The organism is Pseudomonas sp. PS1(2021) (assembly GCF_020405165.1).
In the GTDB taxonomy this organism is placed as follows: Bacteria; Pseudomonadota; Gammaproteobacteria; order Pseudomonadales; family Pseudomonadaceae; genus Pseudomonas; species Pseudomonas aeruginosa.
In genome coordinates this window covers 1,679,942-1,699,934 of the sequence record NZ_CP084484.1, presented here as the reverse complement: position 1 = coordinate 1,699,934, position 19,993 = coordinate 1,679,942, and the positions used below count along the sequence as shown (strand labels likewise).

The window sequence follows — 19,993 nt, the reverse complement described above, 5'->3', positions numbered from 1 at the left end:
GTTCCACTCGTAACCGAAGCGTTACAGCCGATGGCACAGCCCCTGTCGCTGCAAGCTGGCGCGCAGGTGCTCGAGGAACGCGCGGACCTTCCGCGTGTTGCGCCGGTGCCCCGGATAGAGGACATGGATGGAGGGCCCGAACGGCCCCGGGTCGAAGTGGTAGTCGCCGAGCAGGCGCACCAACCGCCCTTCGCCGAGCAGCGGCGCGACACTCCACTGCGGACAGAACTGCAGGCCCAGCCCGGCCAGCAGGTGGGCGAGCAGGAAGTCGTAGTTGTCGCTGGCCAGTCGCGGGCGCGGCTGGTCGATACGCTGGCGGGCGCCGTCGCGTTCCATCCACCAGAAGTTCTGGTTCAGCGAAGGGTGCTGGAAGACCAGCCAGGCGTGCCGCTCGAAGTCCTCCGGGCCTTGCGGCGCGGGTTGCCGCGCCAGGTAGGCGGGACTGGCGCAAAGCACGATCTGGTTCGGCGCCAGCGGCCGCGCCACCAGCCCCGGCAGGTCGATGGGGCCGTCGCGCAGGCCGAGGTCGTAGCCGCCTTCACTGAGATCGAGGAAGGTTTCGTCGAGGTCCACCCGCAGGCTGATCCGCGGATGCGCCTCGAGGAAGCTGGCGCAGGCCTGCTGGAGGAACGCCGCGGCGAACGACGGCGGCGCGGCGAGGCGCAGTTCGCCGCGCAACTCCGACTCCAGCAGTTCGATCTCCTGCCCCGCCGTGCGCAGCGTTTCCAGGGACTGGCGGGCCGCCTCCAGGTAGATCTGCCCGGCCTCGGTCAGCGCCAGGCTGCGGGTGGTGCGCTCGAACAGGCGGGCACCGAGTTCCGCTTCCAGGTGGGCGACGGCCTTGGTCAGCGCCGAGGGCGTCTTGCCCAGGCGCTCGGCGCCACGGCTGAAGCTACCGGTTTCGGCAGTGGCGACGAACATCGCCAGGGCATTCAATTTGTCCATCGACTCCTTCCGTTCCGGCACAAGTGTTGTGCGCCGCGCCCGGTTCTGCCGGGCCGGCGCTTTGGCTAGTCTCGCCTTGCCCGGGCCACGCTACACAAGACCAAGAAGCAAAGGAAACCACCATGAAGCAACGGATTCCCACCCTCCTCGCCGGCGCCTGCCTGGCCATCCCCCTGCACGCCCTCGGCGCCGCCGACCTGCTGGTGGTCAACGCCAGGATCTTCACCGCCAATCCGCAGCAACCCTTCGCCGAGGCCCTGGCGGTGGAGGACGGGCGGATCCTCGCGGTCGGCGACGAGGCCGGGCTGCGCGCCCTGGCCGATGGCGACAGCCAGGTCGTCGATCTCGGCGGCAAGCGCCTGATGCCCGGCCTGATCGACACCCATTCGCACGCGGTGTTCGGCGGCCTGGAGCTGGCCGGCGCGGACATGGGCAACGAACAGGTCGGCCTCGACGAACTGGAACGGCGCCTGCGCGCCTGGCGCGACAACGGCAAGGCGCGACATGGCGACATGCTCAATGTCAGCGGCATGCATAGCGCCTACTGGAGCCAGGTCAAGGACTTCCGCGCGCGCTTCGACCACGGCGAATGGGCCGACCAGCCGCTGGCCTTCATCGGCAGCGACCACCACACCGGCTGGGCCAACGCCGCCATGCTGAAACGCGCCGGCATCGACGCCGCGCGGGTCCGCGCCCTGCCCGAGGAACAGCGCAACACCATCGGCCACGATGCCGACGCCACCCCCAACGGCTTCCTCGCCGATGCCGGTCTCGACGCGGTGCTCGCGGTGCTGCCGGCGCCGAGCGCGGAACAGATGCTAGAAGCCGGACGCAGCGCGGTGCGCTACAGCAACTCGCTGGGCCTGACCGCATGGATGGACCCGGCCGCCAATGGCTCGCCGGGCGACGCCCTGTTCAGCCTCAGGCCCGACGAGAACACCGTCGGCGTGCTACCGGTCTACCAGCGGCTGGCCAAGGGCGGCGAACTCAGCGCCCACGTCGCCGCCCTCCTGGTCGCCAATCCACGCAGCCGGCCGGCTGACCTCGAGGTGCTGGACAAGGTGCGCCAGCGCTTCCTCGGCAGCCCCAACCTGACCCTGCCGGGAATCAAGGTGTTCGCTGACGGCGTACCGGAATACCCGGCGCAGACCGCCGCGCTCCTCGAGCCCTACCGCAACAGCAGGAAGAAGGGCGAACTGCTGATCGACCCGGCGCACTTCGGCGAACTGGTCAGCGCCGCCGACGCCCGCGGCTGGCTGGTCCACGTCCACGCCATCGGCGACCGCGCGGTGCGCGAGGCGCTGAACGGCATGCAGCAGGCGCGGCGCGACCGGGACAGCGGCATCGCCCATTCGATCACCCACCTGCAACTGGTCAATCCCAAGGAATTCGAGCGCTTCAGGCCGCTCGGCGTGATCGCCTCGATGCAGCTGTACTGGGCCGCCGCCGACGAAACCACGGTGGACCTGATGAAGCCCTATATCAGCGCCTTCGCCTACCGCTACCAGTACCCGGCGTACTCCCTGCTGAGCAAGGGCGCGACCATCGCCGGGGCCAGCGACTGGCCGGTGTCCAGCCTGTCGCCGTGGAAGGCCATCCAGCAGGCGGTGACCCGCAAGGGCCCGCAGGGCGTGCTCAACGCCGGCGAACGCCTGGACCGCCAGACCATGTTCTACGCCTACACCCGCAACGCTGCGCGGACCATCGGCCTGGAGCGCCGGATCGGCAGCCTGGAGCCGGGCAAGCAGGCGGACTTCATCGTCCTCGACCGCGACGTGTTCGAGGTGCCGGAGACGCAACTGGGCGAAACCAAGGTGCTGAAGACCTGGTTCGCCGGCAAGCCGGTGTATTCCAGCGAGGGCTGAGCCCGCTTCAGGCGCGCGGACCGATGCCGTACTTGCGCAGGCGGTGGGCGATGGCGGTGTGCGAGGTCTGCAGGCGCGCCGCCAACTGGCGGGTCGATGGATAGCTGACGTAGAGCTTCTCCAGCAGGGCTTTCTCGAAGCCCTCCACCGCCTCCTCCAGGCTGCCCACCTCGCCGTCGTTCTGCCGCGCCACGGCGGTGCCGGCGATCTCCAGGTCGCCGATATCCACCAGGCTGCTCTCGCAGATCGCAGCGGCGCGGAAGATCACGTTCTGCAACTGGCGCACGTTGCCCGGCCAGCGGTTGCTCAGCAGCGCCGGGTAGGTGCCCGGCGCCAGCCGGCACACCGGGCGCTGGATCTGCGCACAGGCCTGCTGCATGAAGTGCCGCGCCAGCAGCAGGATGTCGTGGCCGCGCTCGCGCAACGGCGGGACTTCCAGGCTGAGCACGTTGAGGCGGTAGAACAGGTCCTCGCGGAAGCTGCCCTCGGCGACCATCTTCTCCAGGTTGCGGTGGGTGGCGCTGAGAATCCGCACGTCGACCCTCACCTCGCGGTCGCCGCCGACCCGGCGGAAGCTGCCGTCGCTGAGGAAGCGCAGCAGCTTGGCTTGCAGATAGGGGGACATCTCGCCGATCTCGTCGAGGAACACCGTGCCCTGGTGGGCCAGTTCCAGCAGGCCCGGCTTGCCGCCGCGCTGGGCGCCGGTGAAGGCGCCGGGGGCGTAGCCGAACAGCTCGCTTTCGGCCAGGTTCTCCGGCAACGCCGCGCAGTTCAGCGCCAGGAACGGCGAGTTGTGCCGCGCACTCAGGGCGTGACAGCCGCGCGCCACCAGTTCCTTGCCGGTACCGGTCTCGCCGTGGATCAGCAGCGGCGCGTCGAGCGCCGCCACGCGCTGCGCGCGGGTCTTCAGGGTGCGGATCGGCTGGGAATCGCCGAGGAGCATCTCGAACCCCTCGGCATGGTCATGGTGCAAGGCCGCCAGGCGCTCGCCGATGCGGTTCGGTTCGTAGAGGGTCAGCAGGCCGCCGGCCAGGTGCCGCTCGCCCTCGCCCGGCCCTTCGGTGATCGGCGTGGCATCGAGCAGCAGGGCCTGGCCCATGAAGGTCACTTCGCGCAGCGGCAGGCGGAAGCCCTGCTCGACCAACGCATCCTCCAGGGTTTCATCGTCGAACAGGCTGGCCAGCCGCTCGCCGGCCGGGTCGCGTCCGCAGCGCTCGCTGAAGGCCGGGTTGGCCAGCAGCACCAGGCCCTTGCCGTCCACCGCCAGCACCGGATCGGCCATCGCCGCCAGCAACGCATCGAGCTGCAAGCGGCGGCGCTGGCCGGGAAGGATGTCGACCACGGTCATCGCCTGCACGCCACGGATGCCCAGCAGCGCTGCGCGCAGTTCCTCCAGCACTTCGGGACTGAGGGTCGGCGCGTCGATGTAGACGTTCGGCGGCACCATTTCCACCGCATCCAGGTTCAGGTTGCGCCCGCCCAGCAGCGCCAGCACCTCCTGGGTGATGCCGACACGGTCGATGAAGGAGACGTGGATGCGCATGCGGGAACCTGGACTGCGGCGACGCTCGCCATAAAGCCGTCGATTGTACGGCCTGGCGCCGCCCAGCCCAAGGGGCCGGCGTCAGGGTACGGGGCGCAGCGTCTCGCTGCGGGTGCGGTGGCTCCAGTCGCCCTCGTCGTCCATCACGGTTTCGGTCACCAGCACTCGGCCCGGCTGCTGCGGGTCGGCCTTGTACAGCACCAGCTCGGCCTCGGCATCGTCCCAGGTGGTGGAGATGTCCGGCAGCACCCGCACCCACTGGCCGTCGCGGATTTCCAGCAGCGACGACTTGGTCCAGGTGCTGGTCCACCAGGTGCGCAGCAGTTGCAGGCGCTCGCGGCCGCTGTCGTCGAGGCCGCCGAGGACGCTGAGCACCGCGCCGGTGCAACTGCCCAGCGGCTTGGGCGGGACGCGCGCGTCGGCGCTCCAGAGGTCGCAGCGGCAATCCTCGTATTCGTCGCACAAGGCGGCGCTGTTCGGCGCGTGGGCCACTACCCAGGCGAAATCCGCCTCGGTACCGGCGAAGCGGCCGCGAGCCAGCGGGGTGTACCGCGGGTCGACCGCGTAGCGGGTGATCTCGTCGCTCTCGCCGACGAAGCGCCAGGTATCGCCCGGCCCGGCGCGCTCGGCCAGGAGCAGCCCCGGATAGTTGCGCAGGCGTCCGTCGAGGCGTACCTGCTTGACGAAGCGCACCTCGTAGCGGCCTTCCTGGTCGCCCGGCACGATCTGCGGCGCAGCGACGATGCGCTGCTCGAAGTCGGGATGGCGGGCGAAGAAGGCCTGCTTGGCGGAGAGGGTGCGCTCGCGCGTCTGCGCGCGGCCATAGTAGTCCAGGCGCGGCGCATAGACCCCTTCCAGGGCCTTGCCGCTGCGCTGCCCGTGGGCGGCCTGCCAGCGCTGGAACAGGCCGAGGATTTCGCTTTCGGCGGCAGCCTGGACCAGCGCTGGGTACAGGCAGAAGAGCGCGGCGCAGAATACCGGGCGCAAGAGTCGGCGCATCGAGAACATCCTTGTCGTTCGATTGAGGCGAACGCCGATTGTCCCCTATCCGCCGACGCTGGCAAATGGCCCTGGACGATTTTTTCCGATTCCGCAACGCGGTGGGCATTGCGAATACGCTCCGGACAGCCTTCCCCCATCTCCAGGCCGCGGCACGGCGGATAACCGCAAGCGGCTATCCGCCCCACGCCAGCCAGCCGGCTCAATGCGCCGGCAACAAGGCCTGCAACCCTTCGGCAAGCTCCAGGCTCCACGCCGCGTAGTCGTGACCGCCGGGGAACTCGCGGTAGTGCAGCGGGTAGCCCTTGCCTTGCAGCGCCGCGCGCAGGCTGCGGTTGCTGCCGAGAATGCCGTCCGCCTCGGGCTCCTCGAGCAGGCCGGAACTGAGGAAGAACGTCAGCGGCAAACGCTCGCCAGCGGCGAACTGCCGTACCAGCCACTGCGGCTGCTGCTCGTCCGGCCCCCACCAGAACGAGCCGGACAGGCTCAGCACCTTGCCGAAGCGTTCCGGATAACGGTAGGCGATGCAGCCCGAGGCCAGCCCGCCGTAGCTGGAACCGGAAAGCACGCGATCGGCAGGCTCCTCGCTCAATGCATAGCGCTGCTGCAACCAGGGCAGCAGCTCGTGGGCGAGCATGTCGGCGAAGGCCTCGTTGCAGGGTAGCTCGCGGCCCCGGCTGCTGGCGTCGACATTGCCGACAATCACCGCCAGGGTCGGGCGGATGCGCCCGGCAGCGATCAGGTTGTCGAGGATGGTCGGGGTCGGTACGTCGCGCGCGTAGTGGTCCTCGTCGAACAGCACCAGCAGCGGATAGCGCTGGCCCTCGGGGTCGTAGCCCGGCGGCGTGTAGAGCGTCAGCTGGCGCTGGTTGGCCAGGGCCTGGCTGCTATAGCCGAGGCGCTCCACCTTGCCGCGCGGCACGTCCTTGCGCGGCTGGTCCCAGGTCTCGGCAGGGGCGCCGCCGAGCTGCACCAGCGAGGCCTGCTCGGCCCGCGGCAGCGCGCGGCTGTTGAGCCACGGCGTACGGCTCAGCGGGTCCGGCCGCGCCGCCGCCTGCAACGCCAGGCGCAAGGTGCCGCGATCGGCCTGTTGCAGGTCCGGCAGGTCGGCGCTGAGCTGGTAGGAAACCCGCGCGTCGCGGCGCAGCGGCAGGCTCAGGTAGCGCACGTCGCTGCCGGCCAGGGCCTCGAAGCGGCGGGTGTTGACCTCCGGGGTCGGCCACAGCAGGCGCACGTCGCCGGGACGCTGCTGGCGCCAGAGGAAGGTGACCAGCACACGTTCGGCATCCAGCGGCTCCACCAGCGGCGTGCCCTGCTTCGCCACCTGCTTCCAGAACGCCTTCAGCGCGCCGGGGCGCTTTTCCGCAAGCTCCGCCTGCAGGCGTTGCAGGGTCGGGCTCTGCGGCGCCGGCGAATCAAGCGCCGGGGTCTGCGGGGTGAGGCGCTGGGTGGGGATCAGGGTCAGTGCGGTGTCTTCGTCGGCGCTGAAGGTCAGGCGCAGGCCCTGGCGCTCGCCGGCCTGCAGGCCGAGCGACTGGCGTCCGGCCAGCTCCGTCGCGCGCAACGTCTTGCCGTCGAGCGTGGTGGCGCGCAGGCGGACGCGGCCGCGGTCGACCTCCAGGTCGAGCAACTGCAACTCGCCGGGGGCAAGGTCGAGGTAGCGCTGGCGGCTCTCGCCGGCAGCGATCTCGATGCGGCCATCGGCCAGCGGCACGGGCTGGGCGGCGTGGGCCGGGGTCAGCAGGTTGAGGAAAAGCAACAACGAGGTGGAAACGGCAGACATGGAATCTCCCTTCGAATAGGCGCCGCCATCCGGGCGGCTCACCGGAAGAGACGTACGATCGCAGCGGAAATTTGCCGCTGTGATCCAGGCTAGAGCGGTTGCGCCGCGACTGGAGTAGAATCCGCCGCCTCGAAAACCGTCCGAAGGAAAATTCCGATGACCTCCCGTCTGCTGCCCGCCCTGTTGCTTTCGTCCGCATTCGCCGTCCTGGCCGGCTGCTCCACCCCGACCATCGTCACCCTCAACGATGGCCGCGAGATCCAGGCGGTGGATACCCCGCGCTATGATCGTAGTTCCGGCTTCTACGAACTGGAGCAACTGGACGGCAAGCGCACCCGCGTCAACAAGGACCAGGTGCGCAGCATCAAGGACATGTAATCCCCCGGACCCGCCATCCGCGCGGTGGCACACTCCAGGGAAGGAGTCGAACCATGCGATCCGACCTGCACGAGGCCAACCGGCTGTCGTGGAACGCCGCCACCCGGGCGCACAACAGCCACAAGGCCGACCAGGCCGCCTTCTTCCGCAACGGCGGTTCCACGCTCTATCCCGAGGAACTGCAACTGCTCGGCCATCTCGACGGCCTGCGCCTGCTGCATCTGCAATGCAACGCCGGACAGGACAGCCTGAGCCTGGCGCGCCTTGGCGCCCACGTCACCGGGGTCGACATCGCCGACAGCGCCATCGAATTCGCCCGCCAGCTGTCCTGCGACAGCGGCATCGCCGCCGACTTCCAGCGCGACGACATCCTCCGCTGGCTGCCCGTCGCCGCCACCCGTGGCGAACGCTTCGAGCGGGTCTTCGCCTCCTACGGCACGCTGGTCTGGCTCTCCGACCTCAAGCGCTGGGCCGACGGCATCGCCCAGGTACTGGTTCCCGGCGGGCGCTTCGTCCTGGTGGAGTTCCACCCTTTCGCCCTGTACTTCGACCCACACTGGCAACCGGCCTACGACTACTTCAGCCGCGAGCCGATCGCCGAGAGCGGCGTCAGCGACTATGTCGCCGAGTCCGGCGCCAGCCTGGCGCCCTCCGGCTACCGCGCCGGCGTCGAGAACTTCAGCAACCCTCATCCCAGCTACGAGTTCCAGTGGGGCCTGGCCGATGTGATCGGCGCCCTGCTCGGCGCCGGCCTGCAACTCGAACGGCTGGAGGAATACCCCTACGCCAACGGCTGGGCCGGCTTCGACGGCATGCGCGACGGCGGCGGCGGACGCATGCTGCCGCCCGCCGATCGTCCGCGCCTGCCGCTGATGTACGGCCTCAGCGCAAGGAAACCACGATGACCGAAGAACGCCTGCTGCGCCGCGACGAAATCCCCCTGGTCTGGGAGATCGACCGCAGCGAAGTGATCGAACACCTGTATTCCGTCGAGGCCGGCCAACTGGTGCTGCGCCCCGAGTTCTACGACATGCGCGGCTGGCCGGAGGGCGAGGCCGAGCATTACACGCCGATCCTGCTCGACTGCTTCGACCGCGGCGGCTGGTTCCTCGGCCTGTTCGACCAGGGCCGCCTGATCGGCGCGGTAGTCCTCGACCCACGCCGCCTCGGCCCCGAGCGCGACTGGCTGCAACTGAAGTTCCTCCACCTCAGCCACGCCTACCGCCGCCGCGGCCTCGGCGCCCACCTCTTCCACCTCGCCGCCACCCAGGCCCGCCACCTCGGCGCCAGCGCGCTCTACGTTTCGGCTACGCCGTCGCAGAACACGGTGGATTTTTATACGAGACTCGGATGCCGGCTGTGCATGGAGCCGGATGAGGAGTTGTATCGGTTGGAGCCGGAGGATGTTCATCTGGTGTTCAATCTATAGCCTGATGCTGAGTCTCGTTGATAATCAGCAGTGCAAATAGACTTCAAGGAATGGAAATGTACAAAGCTCTCGCTTTTCTCCTGTTAAATACATTCATCGCCGTAGTGCATGCGGAGGAAGGCTGGGAGCTTTCAGTTTCGGGACCAGCCCCTGGACAACCTGGACACGTGCCATATCCAGATAGGCGACAACCCTCGCTCGAAGCCGCTTGCGCGGCCAGCGACAGGTACTATATAGATAGCAATCTGAAGGGTGGTCACGTAGTTCTAGGGTACATCAGCAGAAAAACACTTATAGATGCCCGATACAATTCATTTTTTTGCAGCATCAGCATATTCAGAAAGTCTCCGCTAGCAGCTACATCCGGCACTGCTACCTACGGAAATCCTAACTGGTGGGGGGCCTCCGGCACGGCTGTAAACGTTACTCAGGCTCCTCCAACTGGCTGCCCATACAACCTTTTCAATGGCCGGTACGAGTGCCCCACTGACGTCTCCGATCGAAAGAACGCGGGAATCCCCAACGAGAACGGATGCCAAGGCCCCTCATCTTTCCAGGGAAACCCTATAAATGCCAGTATCGGCAATAAACTTCAACGTGAAACCGATATAGATCCGTCGCACTCCCCTCTCCAGTTCGAGAGATACTACAACAGCATTACCGGAATGTGGACGAACACCTTCCAGGAAGGCTTAAAAATAGTAGGCGAAAATATATCCCTATCTCTACCCGATGGTCGCCAGGAACTATTCAGGCTGACTGACGGCGCAATATCGTCCGACGCAACGACGGGTACACTTTCAAAAGACCAAGCAGGCTGGAGGTATGACTATAGGGACGGAACCAGTTCACTTTTCGATGTCCAGGGCCGGCTTATCCAGAGGAAAGTCAGGGGGCAGGTCATCACGATAACCTATCCGAACCTCTCCACCACCAAGGCTAAAGATGGGTTCGGAAACACCCTAACCGTTTCCTGGAACGCAACGAAACAACCCTACCTCGTCGATTACAACGGTTCCCTGAAAGTGGAATATCTATATGACGGGGGCGCCAGGCTGGTTTCGAAGAAAACCACGTCCCAAGGACTCAACCGCACCCGGAAGTATCTCTATGCTGACAGTGGCAATGCCGGGTTAATGGTTGGAATCATCGACGAACAAGGCACGCGTTACGCCACCTGGACCTACGACGACCAAGGCCGCGCCATCTCCAGCGAACACGCCAACGGCGCCGAAAAGGTCACCCTCGCCTACAACGATGACGGCTCCACCACCGTCACCAACGAATACGACAAGCAGGCCACCTACCGCTTCCAAGTGATCCAGGGCATCAAGCGCATCGTTGCCATCGAAGGCGAACCCTCTCCCAACTGCCCCAGCAGCAATTCCACCTTCACCTACGATGACCAGGGTCTGCTCACCAGCAAACGCGACAACAACGGCAACCTGACCACCTACCAGTACAACGCCCGTGGCCTGGAGACCTCGCGCACCGAGGCCGCCGGCACTGCGCAGGCACGCACCATCACAACCGACTGGCACCCGACCCTGTTCCTCCCGGTGCAGGTCAGCGAGCCCGGCCGGATCACCCGTTACCAGTACGACACCGAGGGACGGAAAACTGGCGAAACGGTTATTGAAAATTGAAGCTTCACACGGAGGAATCTGAAATGAGGTCTTACCCCTCATTTCCTTATTCTGCCAAAGGCAGAAAAAATTCCAGTAAAAGGTCCGAGCGCAGAAACCAAATCCGCGACCTGCCGGTTGCGTGTTTACGGACCCTATTGAGCGGAAAAGGAAGCATGAAAATTAAAAAATATACATCATCTATAAGAGTCTATTTTTTTACCATTTTCTTCCCGGCATTTATAATTTCTCCAAGCGCTAATGCAGAACTCTATCAGTGGTGGGTATTTCCGTATGGTGAAGCAGGCAGGGGCTTTCCTGATCCGGTGTCAGCGTGTGAATGGGTATACAGTCTAATCTCCATAAATTGGAAAAAGAAAATGGAGCCGGGCAAAGGTAGTGAAAAGGGCAAGGTACTACACTGCAAATACACCGGCAACGGTGTTTATTGGGAAGTAATTTCAGCAGTACTTAGGGGAAGCGCTTGTCCAGCGGGGGCGAGTCTTAATAATGAGACAGGAAGCTGCGATTGTCGCCCCGGTTACGAAATGGATGACGCTGGCTGTAAGCTTCCAGATAAAAATGGCCCCGACAAGGGGGCTCCGCCGCCGGAGGGTTGCGCAGGAAACCCGGTCAACATCACCAATGGCAACAAATATCAGGTCGAGCATGACTTAATAACCCCGATTCCGCTTGCCCGACACTACAATGGCCTGGACGGATTATGGCGTCATTCGTTCTCTGCGCGCATAACACGCAAGGATGATAGCTACCTACTTTACCGCGAAGACGGAAAGGTCTCGGAGTTCACTGGGGCCGGGAGAGATCTAACTTCCCTCACGGATCTGGGAAAGCTTAGTCGACTAGCAGGAAGATTTTTCTATACCTCGGAGCTCAACGAAATTATAGAGTTTGACCCGTATGGAAAACTCGCCAGGCTCACGACCAAGGAGGGTCGAAAGTATCGTGTAGAGCGAGGCGCTAGTCTTACGATTAGCGACGAGCATGGCAACAAGCTCGTTCTCTCGGAGGGAACCAACCATCAACTCCTGCGCGCTCAGACAGGGGGTATATCCATTGAGTACACATACGACAAGGAACAGCGACTCACTTCGGTAACACGAACAGATGGGCAATACAGCACGAAAATACAGTACCTCTATGACGACCCGAGGAACATAAAACTACTTACAGGCATCCAGGATAACAACAATCGCCGCTTCGCCACCTGGGCCTACGACAACCAAGGCCGCGCCATCTCCAGCGAACACGCCAACGGCGCCGAAAAGGTCTCCCTCGCCTACAACGATGACGGCTCCACCACCGTCACCAACGAATACGGCAAGCAGGCCACCTACCGCTTCCAAGTGATCCAGGGCATCAAGCGCATCGTTGCCATCGAAGGCGAGCCCTCGCTCAACTGCCCCAGCAGCAATTCCACCTTCACCTACGATGAGCAGGGTCTGCTCACCAGCAAACGCGACAACAACGGCAACCTGACCACCTACCAGTACAACGCCCGTGGCCTGGAGACCTCGCGCACCGAGGCCGCCGGCACCCCGCAGGCGCGCACCATCACAACCGACTGGCACCCGACCCTGTTCCTCCCGGTGCAGGTCAGCGAGCCCGGCCGGATCACCCGCTACCAGTACGACGCCGAGGGACGCAAGACCGGCGAGACCGTCACCACCCGCTGACAAGGACGACACCCATGCGCATCCCCCCATACTTCCCCCGCCTCGGCGCCCTCGCCCTGGCCTGCGCCCTCGCCCTGCCCGCGCAGGCGGCCGAGCGCGCCTGGAGCTACAGCTACAACGCCCTCGGCCTGATCGAGCGCGCCGACGGTCCGCGCACCGATGTGCAGGACGTCACCCTCTATGCCTACGACAGTCGCGGCAACCTGGCCCAGGTGACCAACGCCCTCGGCCAGGTCACCCGCCTCGGCGACTATGACGAGCGCGGCAAGCCCGGCAGTATCACCGATGCCAACGGCGTCACCAGCAGCCTCGCCTACACCGGCGTCGACGGCTGGCTGGCCTCCGTCAGCACCGCCGGCAGCACCACCCGCTTCGACTACGACGCGGTCGGCCAGATCACCCGCGTCACCCGTGGCGACGGCAGTTGGCTGAGCTACGAATACGACGACGCACGGCGCCTGGTGGCGATCGGCAACAACCTCGGCGAACGCCTCGAATACGACGTCGACACCAAGGGCAATCGCACCGCCCAGCGCATCAAGGACGCCAGCGGCAGCCTGGTGCGCCAGCAGCAATGGACCTACGACGAGCTTGGCCGGCTGCTCCGCGCGGTCGGCGCCGGCGGCCAGACACGCAGCTTCGCCTACGACCTCAACGACAATCCGGTCGGCGAAACCAACCCGCGCCAGTTCGCCCACAGCCAGGCCTTCGACGCCCTCGACCGGCTGGTCGGCCAGAGCGATCCCCTCGGCGGCAAGACCCAACTCGCCTACGACGCCCAGGACAACCTCACCGAGGTCAAGGACCCGCGCGGCGTCACCACCCGCTACGAATACGACGGCTTCGGCAACCTGACCCGACTGGTCAGCCCGGACAGCGGCACCACCACCTTCGAGCACGACGCCGCCGGCAACGTCATCCGCCGTACCGACGCTCGCGGTGCGGTCACCGAGTATCGCTACGACGCCCTCAATCGCCTGATCGAGCGCCACTCGCCGAGCGACCCGAGCCTCGACGTACAGTACCGCTACGACCTCACCGCCGACGGCAACCAGGGCATCGGCCGCCTGGGCGCCATCGAAGGCGCTCGCGACAGCCTGGTGTACCGCTACGACGAGCGCGGCAACCTGGTCGAGCAGGTACGCAGCATCCGCCTCGACCAGCAGACCCTGCTCGACCGCGTGACCTACCGCTACGACGCGGCCAACCAACTGCTGGAGATCGGCTACCCCTCCGGCCTCGCCATCGGCTACCCGCGCAACGCCGGCGGCCAGGTCGCCAGCGTGACCCTGGCAGTGGGCGACAAGGCGCCGAGCACCCTGGTCGGGCAGATCGCCTACCTGCCCTTCGGCCCGCTGCTGCGCCTGACCTGGGGCAACGGCATCACTCTCAGCCGCGAGTACGACCAGGACTACCAACTGCTGCGGCAGAAGGTCGGCCCCTGGCAGAGCGACTACCAGCACGATGCCAATGGCAATATCCAGCAGCACCGCCACAGCCTCTGGGGCACCCTGGACTACCAGTACGACCCGCTGGACCGCCTGACCGAGGAACGCGGCGTCCAGGGCGGGCGCAGCTATGCCTACGACGCGGTCGGCAACCGCACCCAACGCAGCGACAACCCCGCCTCAGGCGGCACCACCAGCAGCCAGGACTACCAGTACGCGCCCGGCAGCAACCGGTTGACCGCCATCGGCGCGCAAGCGGTGACCAGCGACGCCGCCGGCAACCTCACCCAGGACCGCGCCGCACGCAAACTGGCCTACGACGCCCAGGGCCGCCTGCAAAGCGTCAGCCTCGACGGCCAGCAGGTCGCCGAATACCGCTACAACGCCCTCGGCCAGCGCATCGTCAAGCTCACCCCCGAGAGCGTCACCACCTACCTCTACGGTCCCGACGGCCAGTTGCTCGGCGAAGCCGAACACGACGGCAGCGGCCGGAAACTGCGAGCCCAGTACTACCTGTGGCTGGACAGCCTGCCGCTGGCCACCATCGACGCCGACTACGACGCCCAGGGCAAGGTCGGCAACCCGACCCTGCTCTACCTCCATGGCGACCACCTCGACACCCCGCGCCTGGCCACCGACGCCAGCGGCCAGATCGCCTGGCAGTGGCAGTCCGACGCCTTCGGCCGCGGCGAAGCGCTGAGCCAGGGCAGCACCCAGGTCAACCTGCGCTTCCCCGGGCAGTACTACGATGCGGAGAGCGGGCTGCACTACAACTACTTCCGCGACTATGATCCGGAGACTGGGCGGTATGTGGAGAGTGATCCGATTGGTCTAGATGGCGGGCTGAATACTTACGCCTATGTTGGGTCCAATCCGGTAGGGCTGGTTGACCCTAACGGACTGAGTCCTACAGCTACTGCAGGCGCAGGAGCTGGTTTTGTTGTCGGTGGGCCTCCTGGTGCAGTGGTTGGGGGGCTTATTGGTCTTGGGTTGGGCGTCTGGGGAGCAAATGCTGCTTGGGATGCCTATCACGACGAGGCTAGTGAGGGTGGCAGTGCATCAGCTGGCACTAGCCCAGGAACTGCGGCAGAAAAGGCTAGGGAGCGGAAGGAATACAGCCGGATTTGCAAGACTCCCATACCGCCGACAGGGGACCAATGCAAAGACGCTAAGGCTAACTTAGAGAGGCTTCAGCAGTGTTTGGCCTTGCGTGAGAACTTCAGCAAGAAATGGTTTAACGATAATGATGCAGGCCACGTTACAGAGATTAATAACACTAGGCAGGCCATTGAAAATCTGAAGGACTTCCTGCGGAGGGTTTGCGGTGAGCAATGCAACTAATCAAGAGAAAGTTTCTCTACTGCTCGCAGAGTATTCGACTCTTCCCGAGTTCAGCGGGCTGGAGTGCGCAGATGTTAACAGCCTTAGTTTATTCGGGGATAGACCAATCCACATTGCCGCAACGCGCGGTGACATTGATGAAATTCAGCTGATATTGGGTCATGGAGCTGACATCAACTGCAAAGGAGAACATGGATATACAGCCCTGCACGATGCAGTCGAGCAGGGGCATAGCGCAGCTGTCGAATACCTTCTAAATCAGGGTGCAGACCCCGAATCACTAAATGATGATGGAGTCTCGCCTGCCGAACTTGCCAAGCTGCTCGATGAGGGTGAAATCCTTCACTTATTTGAGCGAGGAGCCAGTTAACGTGGGAAAAGGGGACAGATTTATTTTTACTACCATAATCTCAGCAACCGCTCACGCTAAACCATTCAAAGCGAATAACTCGCTAACGCCCTTACCGAGGCATCGCGGAGTCCCCCTACGGCGTCTAGAACCTCCTTTTCAGAGCATTAGAGCAGGGAAAATAAATCTGTCCCCTTTATTCCTACAACTACTTCCGCGACTATGATCCGGAGACTGGGCGGTATGTGGAGAGTGATCCGATTGGGTTGGCAGGAGGACTGAACACATTTAGTTATGCGTATGGGAATCCAGTAAATCTTATTGATCCTAATGGATTGGCAGGTACGACAGTCGATGCTTACTGCCTGAGATATGGACCACAAGCATGTGCTGATGTAACCGGCGGGTCAGCCACATCAGGATCAATCAATGCAACAGGAATCAGTCTATGGTGCTTGCTTACTAAAACCTGTTCTGCAAATGAAAGCTCCGCCCAAAATGAAAAAAAACCAAAAGACTGTCCACCTGGAACGAAAGATATCGATAAAGCCAAGAATGACTATGGCTGGGACAAAGACACACTTCATGGAATAAAGTCGGGAGCCCATGCGGGATGAGCAATGGAAAGTCCTGGACAGGAATAACACCAGACGGAGAGGTTGGAATAAATGAAGGTGGAAAGTGGCAACCTCAAGGACACTGGGAGGATCTATTGTGAATAGCTCTACATACCGGCTTACCTTTCATATACAACACCCCACTATACCCGCCTCTGAAATAGAAGCATCTCTCAGCTTTCCCACACGAATTTCTCAATCTTCAGGAGCGCGCAGAAAGACAAAATCCGGAAAGATTTTAGAGGGAACCTACGCTTGCACTAGCATTATTTTTCTTTTACATAGGACACCTTTAAAATTCGAAGAAACCCCCATAGAAAAAAAAATAGAAGAATCCATAGATAAATTAGATACCGACTACCTGAAAACCCTTGCCAACTCAGGTGGAAAATGCAGTTTTATTGCAGGAGTTTATTCCGATCAAAACATTGCCTTCTCATTAGACCTGAGAATCATTGAGAGACTGGCTGCCGATAAAATAGGTTTAAAATTCGACTTCTATGGAGGTCCAGAGTAAGGACGCTTCAAAAGGGAAAAGGGAAGATTTATTTTCCAGTTCCAACTTGGCAAAATAAATCTTCCTATTTTATTTTTTATGACTCAGGATCGAGACCTAGGCATGTATAAAGCTGACAACTTTATCAAGGATAATCCAAGTAATTAGCTTCCTTGATTTGACCATGAATGGTGACTTTCTTGACAACATAAAAGCAAAAACACTTGATGCCATCGAGAGAGAGAGCCATGGCTAAAAGAGCCTGATTTTGGAGAAAAGGGCACAGAGTTATTTTCCCTACTCTGATTTTCTGAACATGGAGGCTCCAGCGCAGACGTCGTAAGTAGGTTCACGATGCTTAGGCAGGAGCGAGTGGTTTACCGAACTACCCGCTTCACGAGAGGAAAAAGGGGACACGTGGGAAAGGGGACAGATTTATTTTTACTACCATAATCTCAGCAACCGCTCACGCTAAACCATTCAAAGCGAATAACTCGCTAAACCAATCGCCCTTACCGAGGCATCGCGGAGTCCCCCTACGGCGTCTAGAACCTCCTTTTCAGAACATTAGAGCAGGGAAAATAAATCTGTCCCCTTTCCCACGTAGTCCCCTTTCCCACGTGTCCCCTTTATTCCTTAGCCCAATTAATGAAGTTTTAGATTCAATACCGCCTCTAATACTCCCTCCTGGCGTTGAGGAAGCGTGCGAAATTAACCCTACAATGTTTGGCTGCCCAAAGCCCAAAATACCCATGTGCTAAAATCCACAGGAAAGAAGACAATGTCATTTGAGTGCACTTTAGAAATAACCGCAAACTCTAGCCAAAATTTCAGTTCATCTAAATTTCATGTAAGCCTACCTAAACAATATGCATACAAAGAAAATCAAAAGAATGGAAATATTTCAGTGTCTTCAAACGACTTTAGCTTCTCAAGCTGGCCAGAGTTTGAAAAGAACACTTACGATTTCCTTGAAAATCTAAATTTTATGAGCAGTGAAAAAGAGCTTGATGCTCTGGCTTTAAGAATTGCCATTTACTATGACATCGAGGAAACCGTCATATTTCCTTTCTGTTTTTCTAACGGCTTAATTAAAAAAGCTTACGAAATGAAACTATCTCTGGAAATCAATGGCTATCCATGCTCCAGAGAGAGCTAACAGAAGAAAAGGGAGAGGAAAAAAGGGGACAGATTTATTTTTACTACTATAATTTCAGCAACCGCCCACGCCAAACCACTCAAAGCGAATAACTCGCTAAACCAATCGCCCTTACCTAGGGCATCGCGGAGCCTCCTCACGGTGTCTGCACTGGAGCCTCTCTGCTCAGAGAATTAGAGTAGGGAAAATAAATCTTTCCCCTTTATTCGCTTTGGGTAATTAGCGTCAACGCACATTTCGCGCAATCAAGAGAGCGCGCTCTATCATGTCTTGGGTGATATACGGAACAAACCCTAATCTGTCACCCTGCTCGAAGCTGAATTGATAACTTGCAAGACAGCTAACATCTCCAGCTATCGCCAAAGCTGCCAAGTGCCGCAACGGCATAGCACCCTTCGAATTTGTTGGCAAAGCTCTATAAGCTGCCAAGCCTTTTTCTATATCTTGAGCAGAAGCCCAAGATATAGCACTTTGAGAAAGTCTAACGACATCATCCAGTGAGAAATCGACTATTTTCTCCGGCACGTCATTACTCACAATAATCGGCACATAATTACTGGCCTCACCCAAAACGAATGCAACTGCCGCCGTAAAATTCTTCGTAGAAACAGATGGCATTAATGAAACCCTAAAATGATCAGAGCGCTTCCCTATAGTCGGAATAATCTGAATCTGGACTTCACCAATGTCCATTAGGCAAAAATAATCCCCAGCCTCATCTTTGTCGCATCTCCAGCCAAGCCCTTCTAGAGCTGACAATATCTCTATTTCTTTCACTACTTAGCACCTGGAAAATTCATGACCTCAACCGGAATTCCATTGGGATAGCCTTGCTGAGAAAAGGGGACAGATTTATTTTTCCTACTCTAATTTTGACTAGTGTTTATATTTTTCATTCCCACTGTATACCACTGCCGATCTTACCACACTGAACCACGTGAAGCGGATAGTTCAGTAAAACCACTCGCCTCTGCCTAGGCCTCGCGGAGCCTCCTTACGGCGTCTGCACTGGAGCCTCCCTGCTCAGAAAATTAGAGTAGGGAAAATAAATCTGTCCCCTTTATGTATGTGGTCATGGCCTGGGGTTCCAGGGCGAACGCATTTGAGCCAGACCTACATCCAGGCCACCTGTTTCATAAAGCTCTTTAAAGACCGCTTCAGCTATTGAAATATCTGCACACACAGTTCTAGAGTCGAATTCATCATCACCAAATCTTACACCTCCTCTGAAAGGAGAGCCCCCAGACTCCCACCATTCAAGATACTCTTCTTTAGGGTTAGGTGAACTTGTTAGAACTGCCAATTTGAACCTCCCTGGCAAAGAGTCCATCGAGAGCTCTCTAACTAGGGAACTCTGGGGCTCATTTACCGAGAGCCTGACAAACCCGCCAAATTTGTATACTTTTCTAATACCTTCAGAAATACTCTCCCAAACAGGACTTTTGACAATTACCGCAGGGGGAGAATTTGACCTATCCAAATAGCAAAGCTCTAGACAGATAGGTCTCTCATCTTCAAAATCAAACATTATTTCCACCCTTCTATTCCGCGAGTCCAAGTAAAAATCTTGCCACTTTCTGCTTCAACAAGCTTCAAACTATTCAATCCCGAACGATCAGCTGCGGCTAAAATATTATTAGAAGATCGACAGAACGAACACACTCGCTCTCCGAAGGAAAAAGAAGGAAAAAGGGGACAGATTTATTCCTCCTACTCTAGTTTTGGCTAGTATTTATACTTCTCATTCCCACTGTATACCACTGCCGATCTTACCCACACTGAACCACGTGAAACGGATAGTTCAGTAGAACCACTCGCCTCTGCCTAGGCTTCGCGGAGCCTCCTTACGGCGTCTGCACTGGAGCCTCCCTGCTCAGAGAATTAGAGTAGGGAAAATAAATCTGTCCCCTTTATGCTCTGGTCCCCTTTATGCTCCAAGATCTGTCCCCTTTACGGCCAGAAAGAGAGTTTATCTAAAAGCTCTTTTACTTTCTCAGTATCTTCAGGATGGCGCTGAAGATACTTTTCACAAGCGAGCCGAATGAACTTAGAACAAACAGCCTCGCTCACAACAATGGTGTCTTCATCCTTAGGGGGATAGCCATAAGAAAACTCAACCCCCTCAAAGTGCTCCTCATCAAACGGACTGTTTTCATCAGGAAAATTACAGTACGCCCCATCCGTGCTATAGCCCCACCTATTTACAATGCACTCAATGGCTCTAATAAACCTACCATCCGAGTACATTATATCCATGTAGCACATAACTACCCAGCACGGGTCAGCCTCGTTGTATGGCTGACCAAATAATTCATTCAT

General features: G+C 60.2%; 17 protein-coding genes and 1 pseudogene. 11 read left to right on the top strand and 7 right to left on the bottom strand.

Annotated features, from left to right (window positions below):
• Positions 1-21: 21 nt before the first annotated feature.
• Entirely contained in the window at positions 22-945 is a 924-nt protein-coding gene (locus tag LE197_RS08150; RefSeq protein WP_003089722.1) for a LysR family transcriptional regulator, read from the bottom strand.
• 122 nt (positions 946-1,067) lie between these two features.
• Between LE197_RS08150 and LE197_RS08145 the strand changes: the two genes are divergently transcribed.
• Positions 1,068-2,810, top strand: coding sequence for an amidohydrolase (locus tag LE197_RS08145; RefSeq protein ID WP_031692896.1), 1,743 nt, complete (start codon positions 1,068-1,070; stop codon positions 2,808-2,810).
• 7 nt (positions 2,811-2,817) lie between these two features.
• Here LE197_RS08145 and LE197_RS08140 read toward each other — a convergent pair whose 3' ends face one another.
• The 3 genes from LE197_RS08140 to LE197_RS08130 all read right to left on the bottom strand — a co-directional run bounded on the left by LE197_RS08140 (position 2,818) and on the right by LE197_RS08130 (position 7,135).
• Entirely contained in the window at positions 2,818-4,353 is a 1,536-nt protein-coding gene (locus LE197_RS08140; RefSeq protein WP_003105794.1) for a sigma-54-dependent transcriptional regulator, read from the bottom strand.
• An 81-nt stretch (positions 4,354-4,434) separates the two neighbouring features.
• On the bottom strand, positions 4,435-5,352 hold the full coding sequence (locus tag LE197_RS08135) for a hypothetical protein (protein WP_023108118.1): 918 nt from the start codon (positions 5,350-5,352) through the stop codon (positions 4,435-4,437).
• 202 nt (positions 5,353-5,554) lie between these two features.
• Positions 5,555-7,135, bottom strand: coding sequence for an alpha/beta hydrolase (locus LE197_RS08130; RefSeq protein ID WP_031692895.1), 1,581 nt, complete (start codon positions 7,133-7,135; stop codon positions 5,555-5,557).
• Positions 7,136-7,291: 156 nt separating this feature from the next.
• On the opposite strand from LE197_RS08130, the gene LE197_RS08125 reads away from it, so the two are divergent.
• From LE197_RS08125 to LE197_RS08080, 10 genes and pseudogenes are all read left to right on the top strand, one after another.
• Positions 7,292-7,513 (top strand): YgdI/YgdR family lipoprotein, encoded by a 222-nt coding sequence (locus LE197_RS08125; protein ID WP_003089729.1) that lies wholly within the window; start codon positions 7,292-7,294, stop codon positions 7,511-7,513.
• Positions 7,514-7,566: 53 nt separating this feature from the next.
• Positions 7,567-8,418, top strand: coding sequence for a class I SAM-dependent methyltransferase (locus LE197_RS08120; RefSeq protein WP_031692894.1), 852 nt, complete (start codon positions 7,567-7,569; stop codon positions 8,416-8,418).
• Entirely contained in the window at positions 8,415-8,942 is a 528-nt protein-coding gene (locus LE197_RS08115) for a GNAT family N-acetyltransferase (protein WP_003089734.1), read from the top strand. Before LE197_RS08120 ends, LE197_RS08115 begins: the two co-directional genes overlap by 4 nt.
• Before the next feature lie 515 nt (positions 8,943-9,457).
• The gene (locus tag LE197_RS08110) at positions 9,458-10,588 is read left to right on the top strand and encodes a DUF6531 domain-containing protein (RefSeq protein ID WP_405045809.1); all 1,131 of its coding nucleotides are present in this window, start codon (positions 9,458-9,460) and stop codon (positions 10,586-10,588) included.
• 155 nt (positions 10,589-10,743) lie between these two features.
• Positions 10,744-12,264 (top strand): DUF6531 domain-containing protein, encoded by a 1,521-nt coding sequence (locus LE197_RS08105; protein WP_226033974.1) that lies wholly within the window; start codon positions 10,744-10,746, stop codon positions 12,262-12,264.
• A gap of 14 nt (positions 12,265-12,278) precedes the next feature.
• Positions 12,279-15,053, top strand: coding sequence for an RHS repeat domain-containing protein (locus LE197_RS08100; protein WP_196752483.1), 2,775 nt, complete (start codon positions 12,279-12,281; stop codon positions 15,051-15,053).
• Complete coding sequence (locus LE197_RS08095) at positions 15,037-15,423, top strand: ankyrin repeat domain-containing protein (RefSeq protein WP_071533930.1); 387 nt, start codon at positions 15,037-15,039, stop codon at positions 15,421-15,423. The genes LE197_RS08100 and LE197_RS08095 overlap by 17 nt, the downstream gene beginning before the upstream one ends.
• Before the next feature lie 182 nt (positions 15,424-15,605).
• Positions 15,606-15,743: pseudogene (locus LE197_RS37270) on the top strand (RHS repeat-associated core domain-containing protein); the annotation flags it as partial.
• A gap of 373 nt (positions 15,744-16,116) precedes the next feature.
• Entirely contained in the window at positions 16,117-16,536 is a 420-nt protein-coding gene (locus tag LE197_RS08085; protein ID WP_128529062.1) for a hypothetical protein, read from the top strand.
• 760 nt (positions 16,537-17,296) lie between these two features.
• Entirely contained in the window at positions 17,297-17,674 is a 378-nt protein-coding gene (locus tag LE197_RS08080) for a hypothetical protein (protein ID WP_171885451.1), read from the top strand.
• Positions 17,675-17,899: 225 nt separating this feature from the next.
• Here the strand turns inward: LE197_RS08080 and LE197_RS08075 are convergent, their stop codons facing one another.
• The 3 genes from LE197_RS08075 to cdiI all read right to left on the bottom strand — a co-directional run bounded on the left by LE197_RS08075 (position 17,900) and on the right by cdiI (position 19,993).
• Positions 17,900-18,451 carry a DUF6990 domain-containing protein gene (locus LE197_RS08075; RefSeq protein WP_058135073.1) on the bottom strand — a complete coding sequence of 184 codons (552 nt, stop codon included), beginning with the start codon at positions 18,449-18,451 and terminating at the stop codon, positions 17,900-17,902.
• 295 nt (positions 18,452-18,746) lie between these two features.
• Positions 18,747-19,202, bottom strand: a complete 456-nt coding sequence (locus tag LE197_RS08070; protein ID WP_128529064.1) for a DUF6911 family protein — start codon at positions 19,200-19,202, stop codon at positions 18,747-18,749.
• 422 nt (positions 19,203-19,624) lie between these two features.
• Positions 19,625-19,993 carry a ribonuclease toxin immunity protein CdiI gene (gene cdiI, locus LE197_RS08065; protein ID WP_058135072.1) on the bottom strand — a complete coding sequence of 123 codons (369 nt, stop codon included), beginning with the start codon at positions 19,991-19,993 and terminating at the stop codon, positions 19,625-19,627.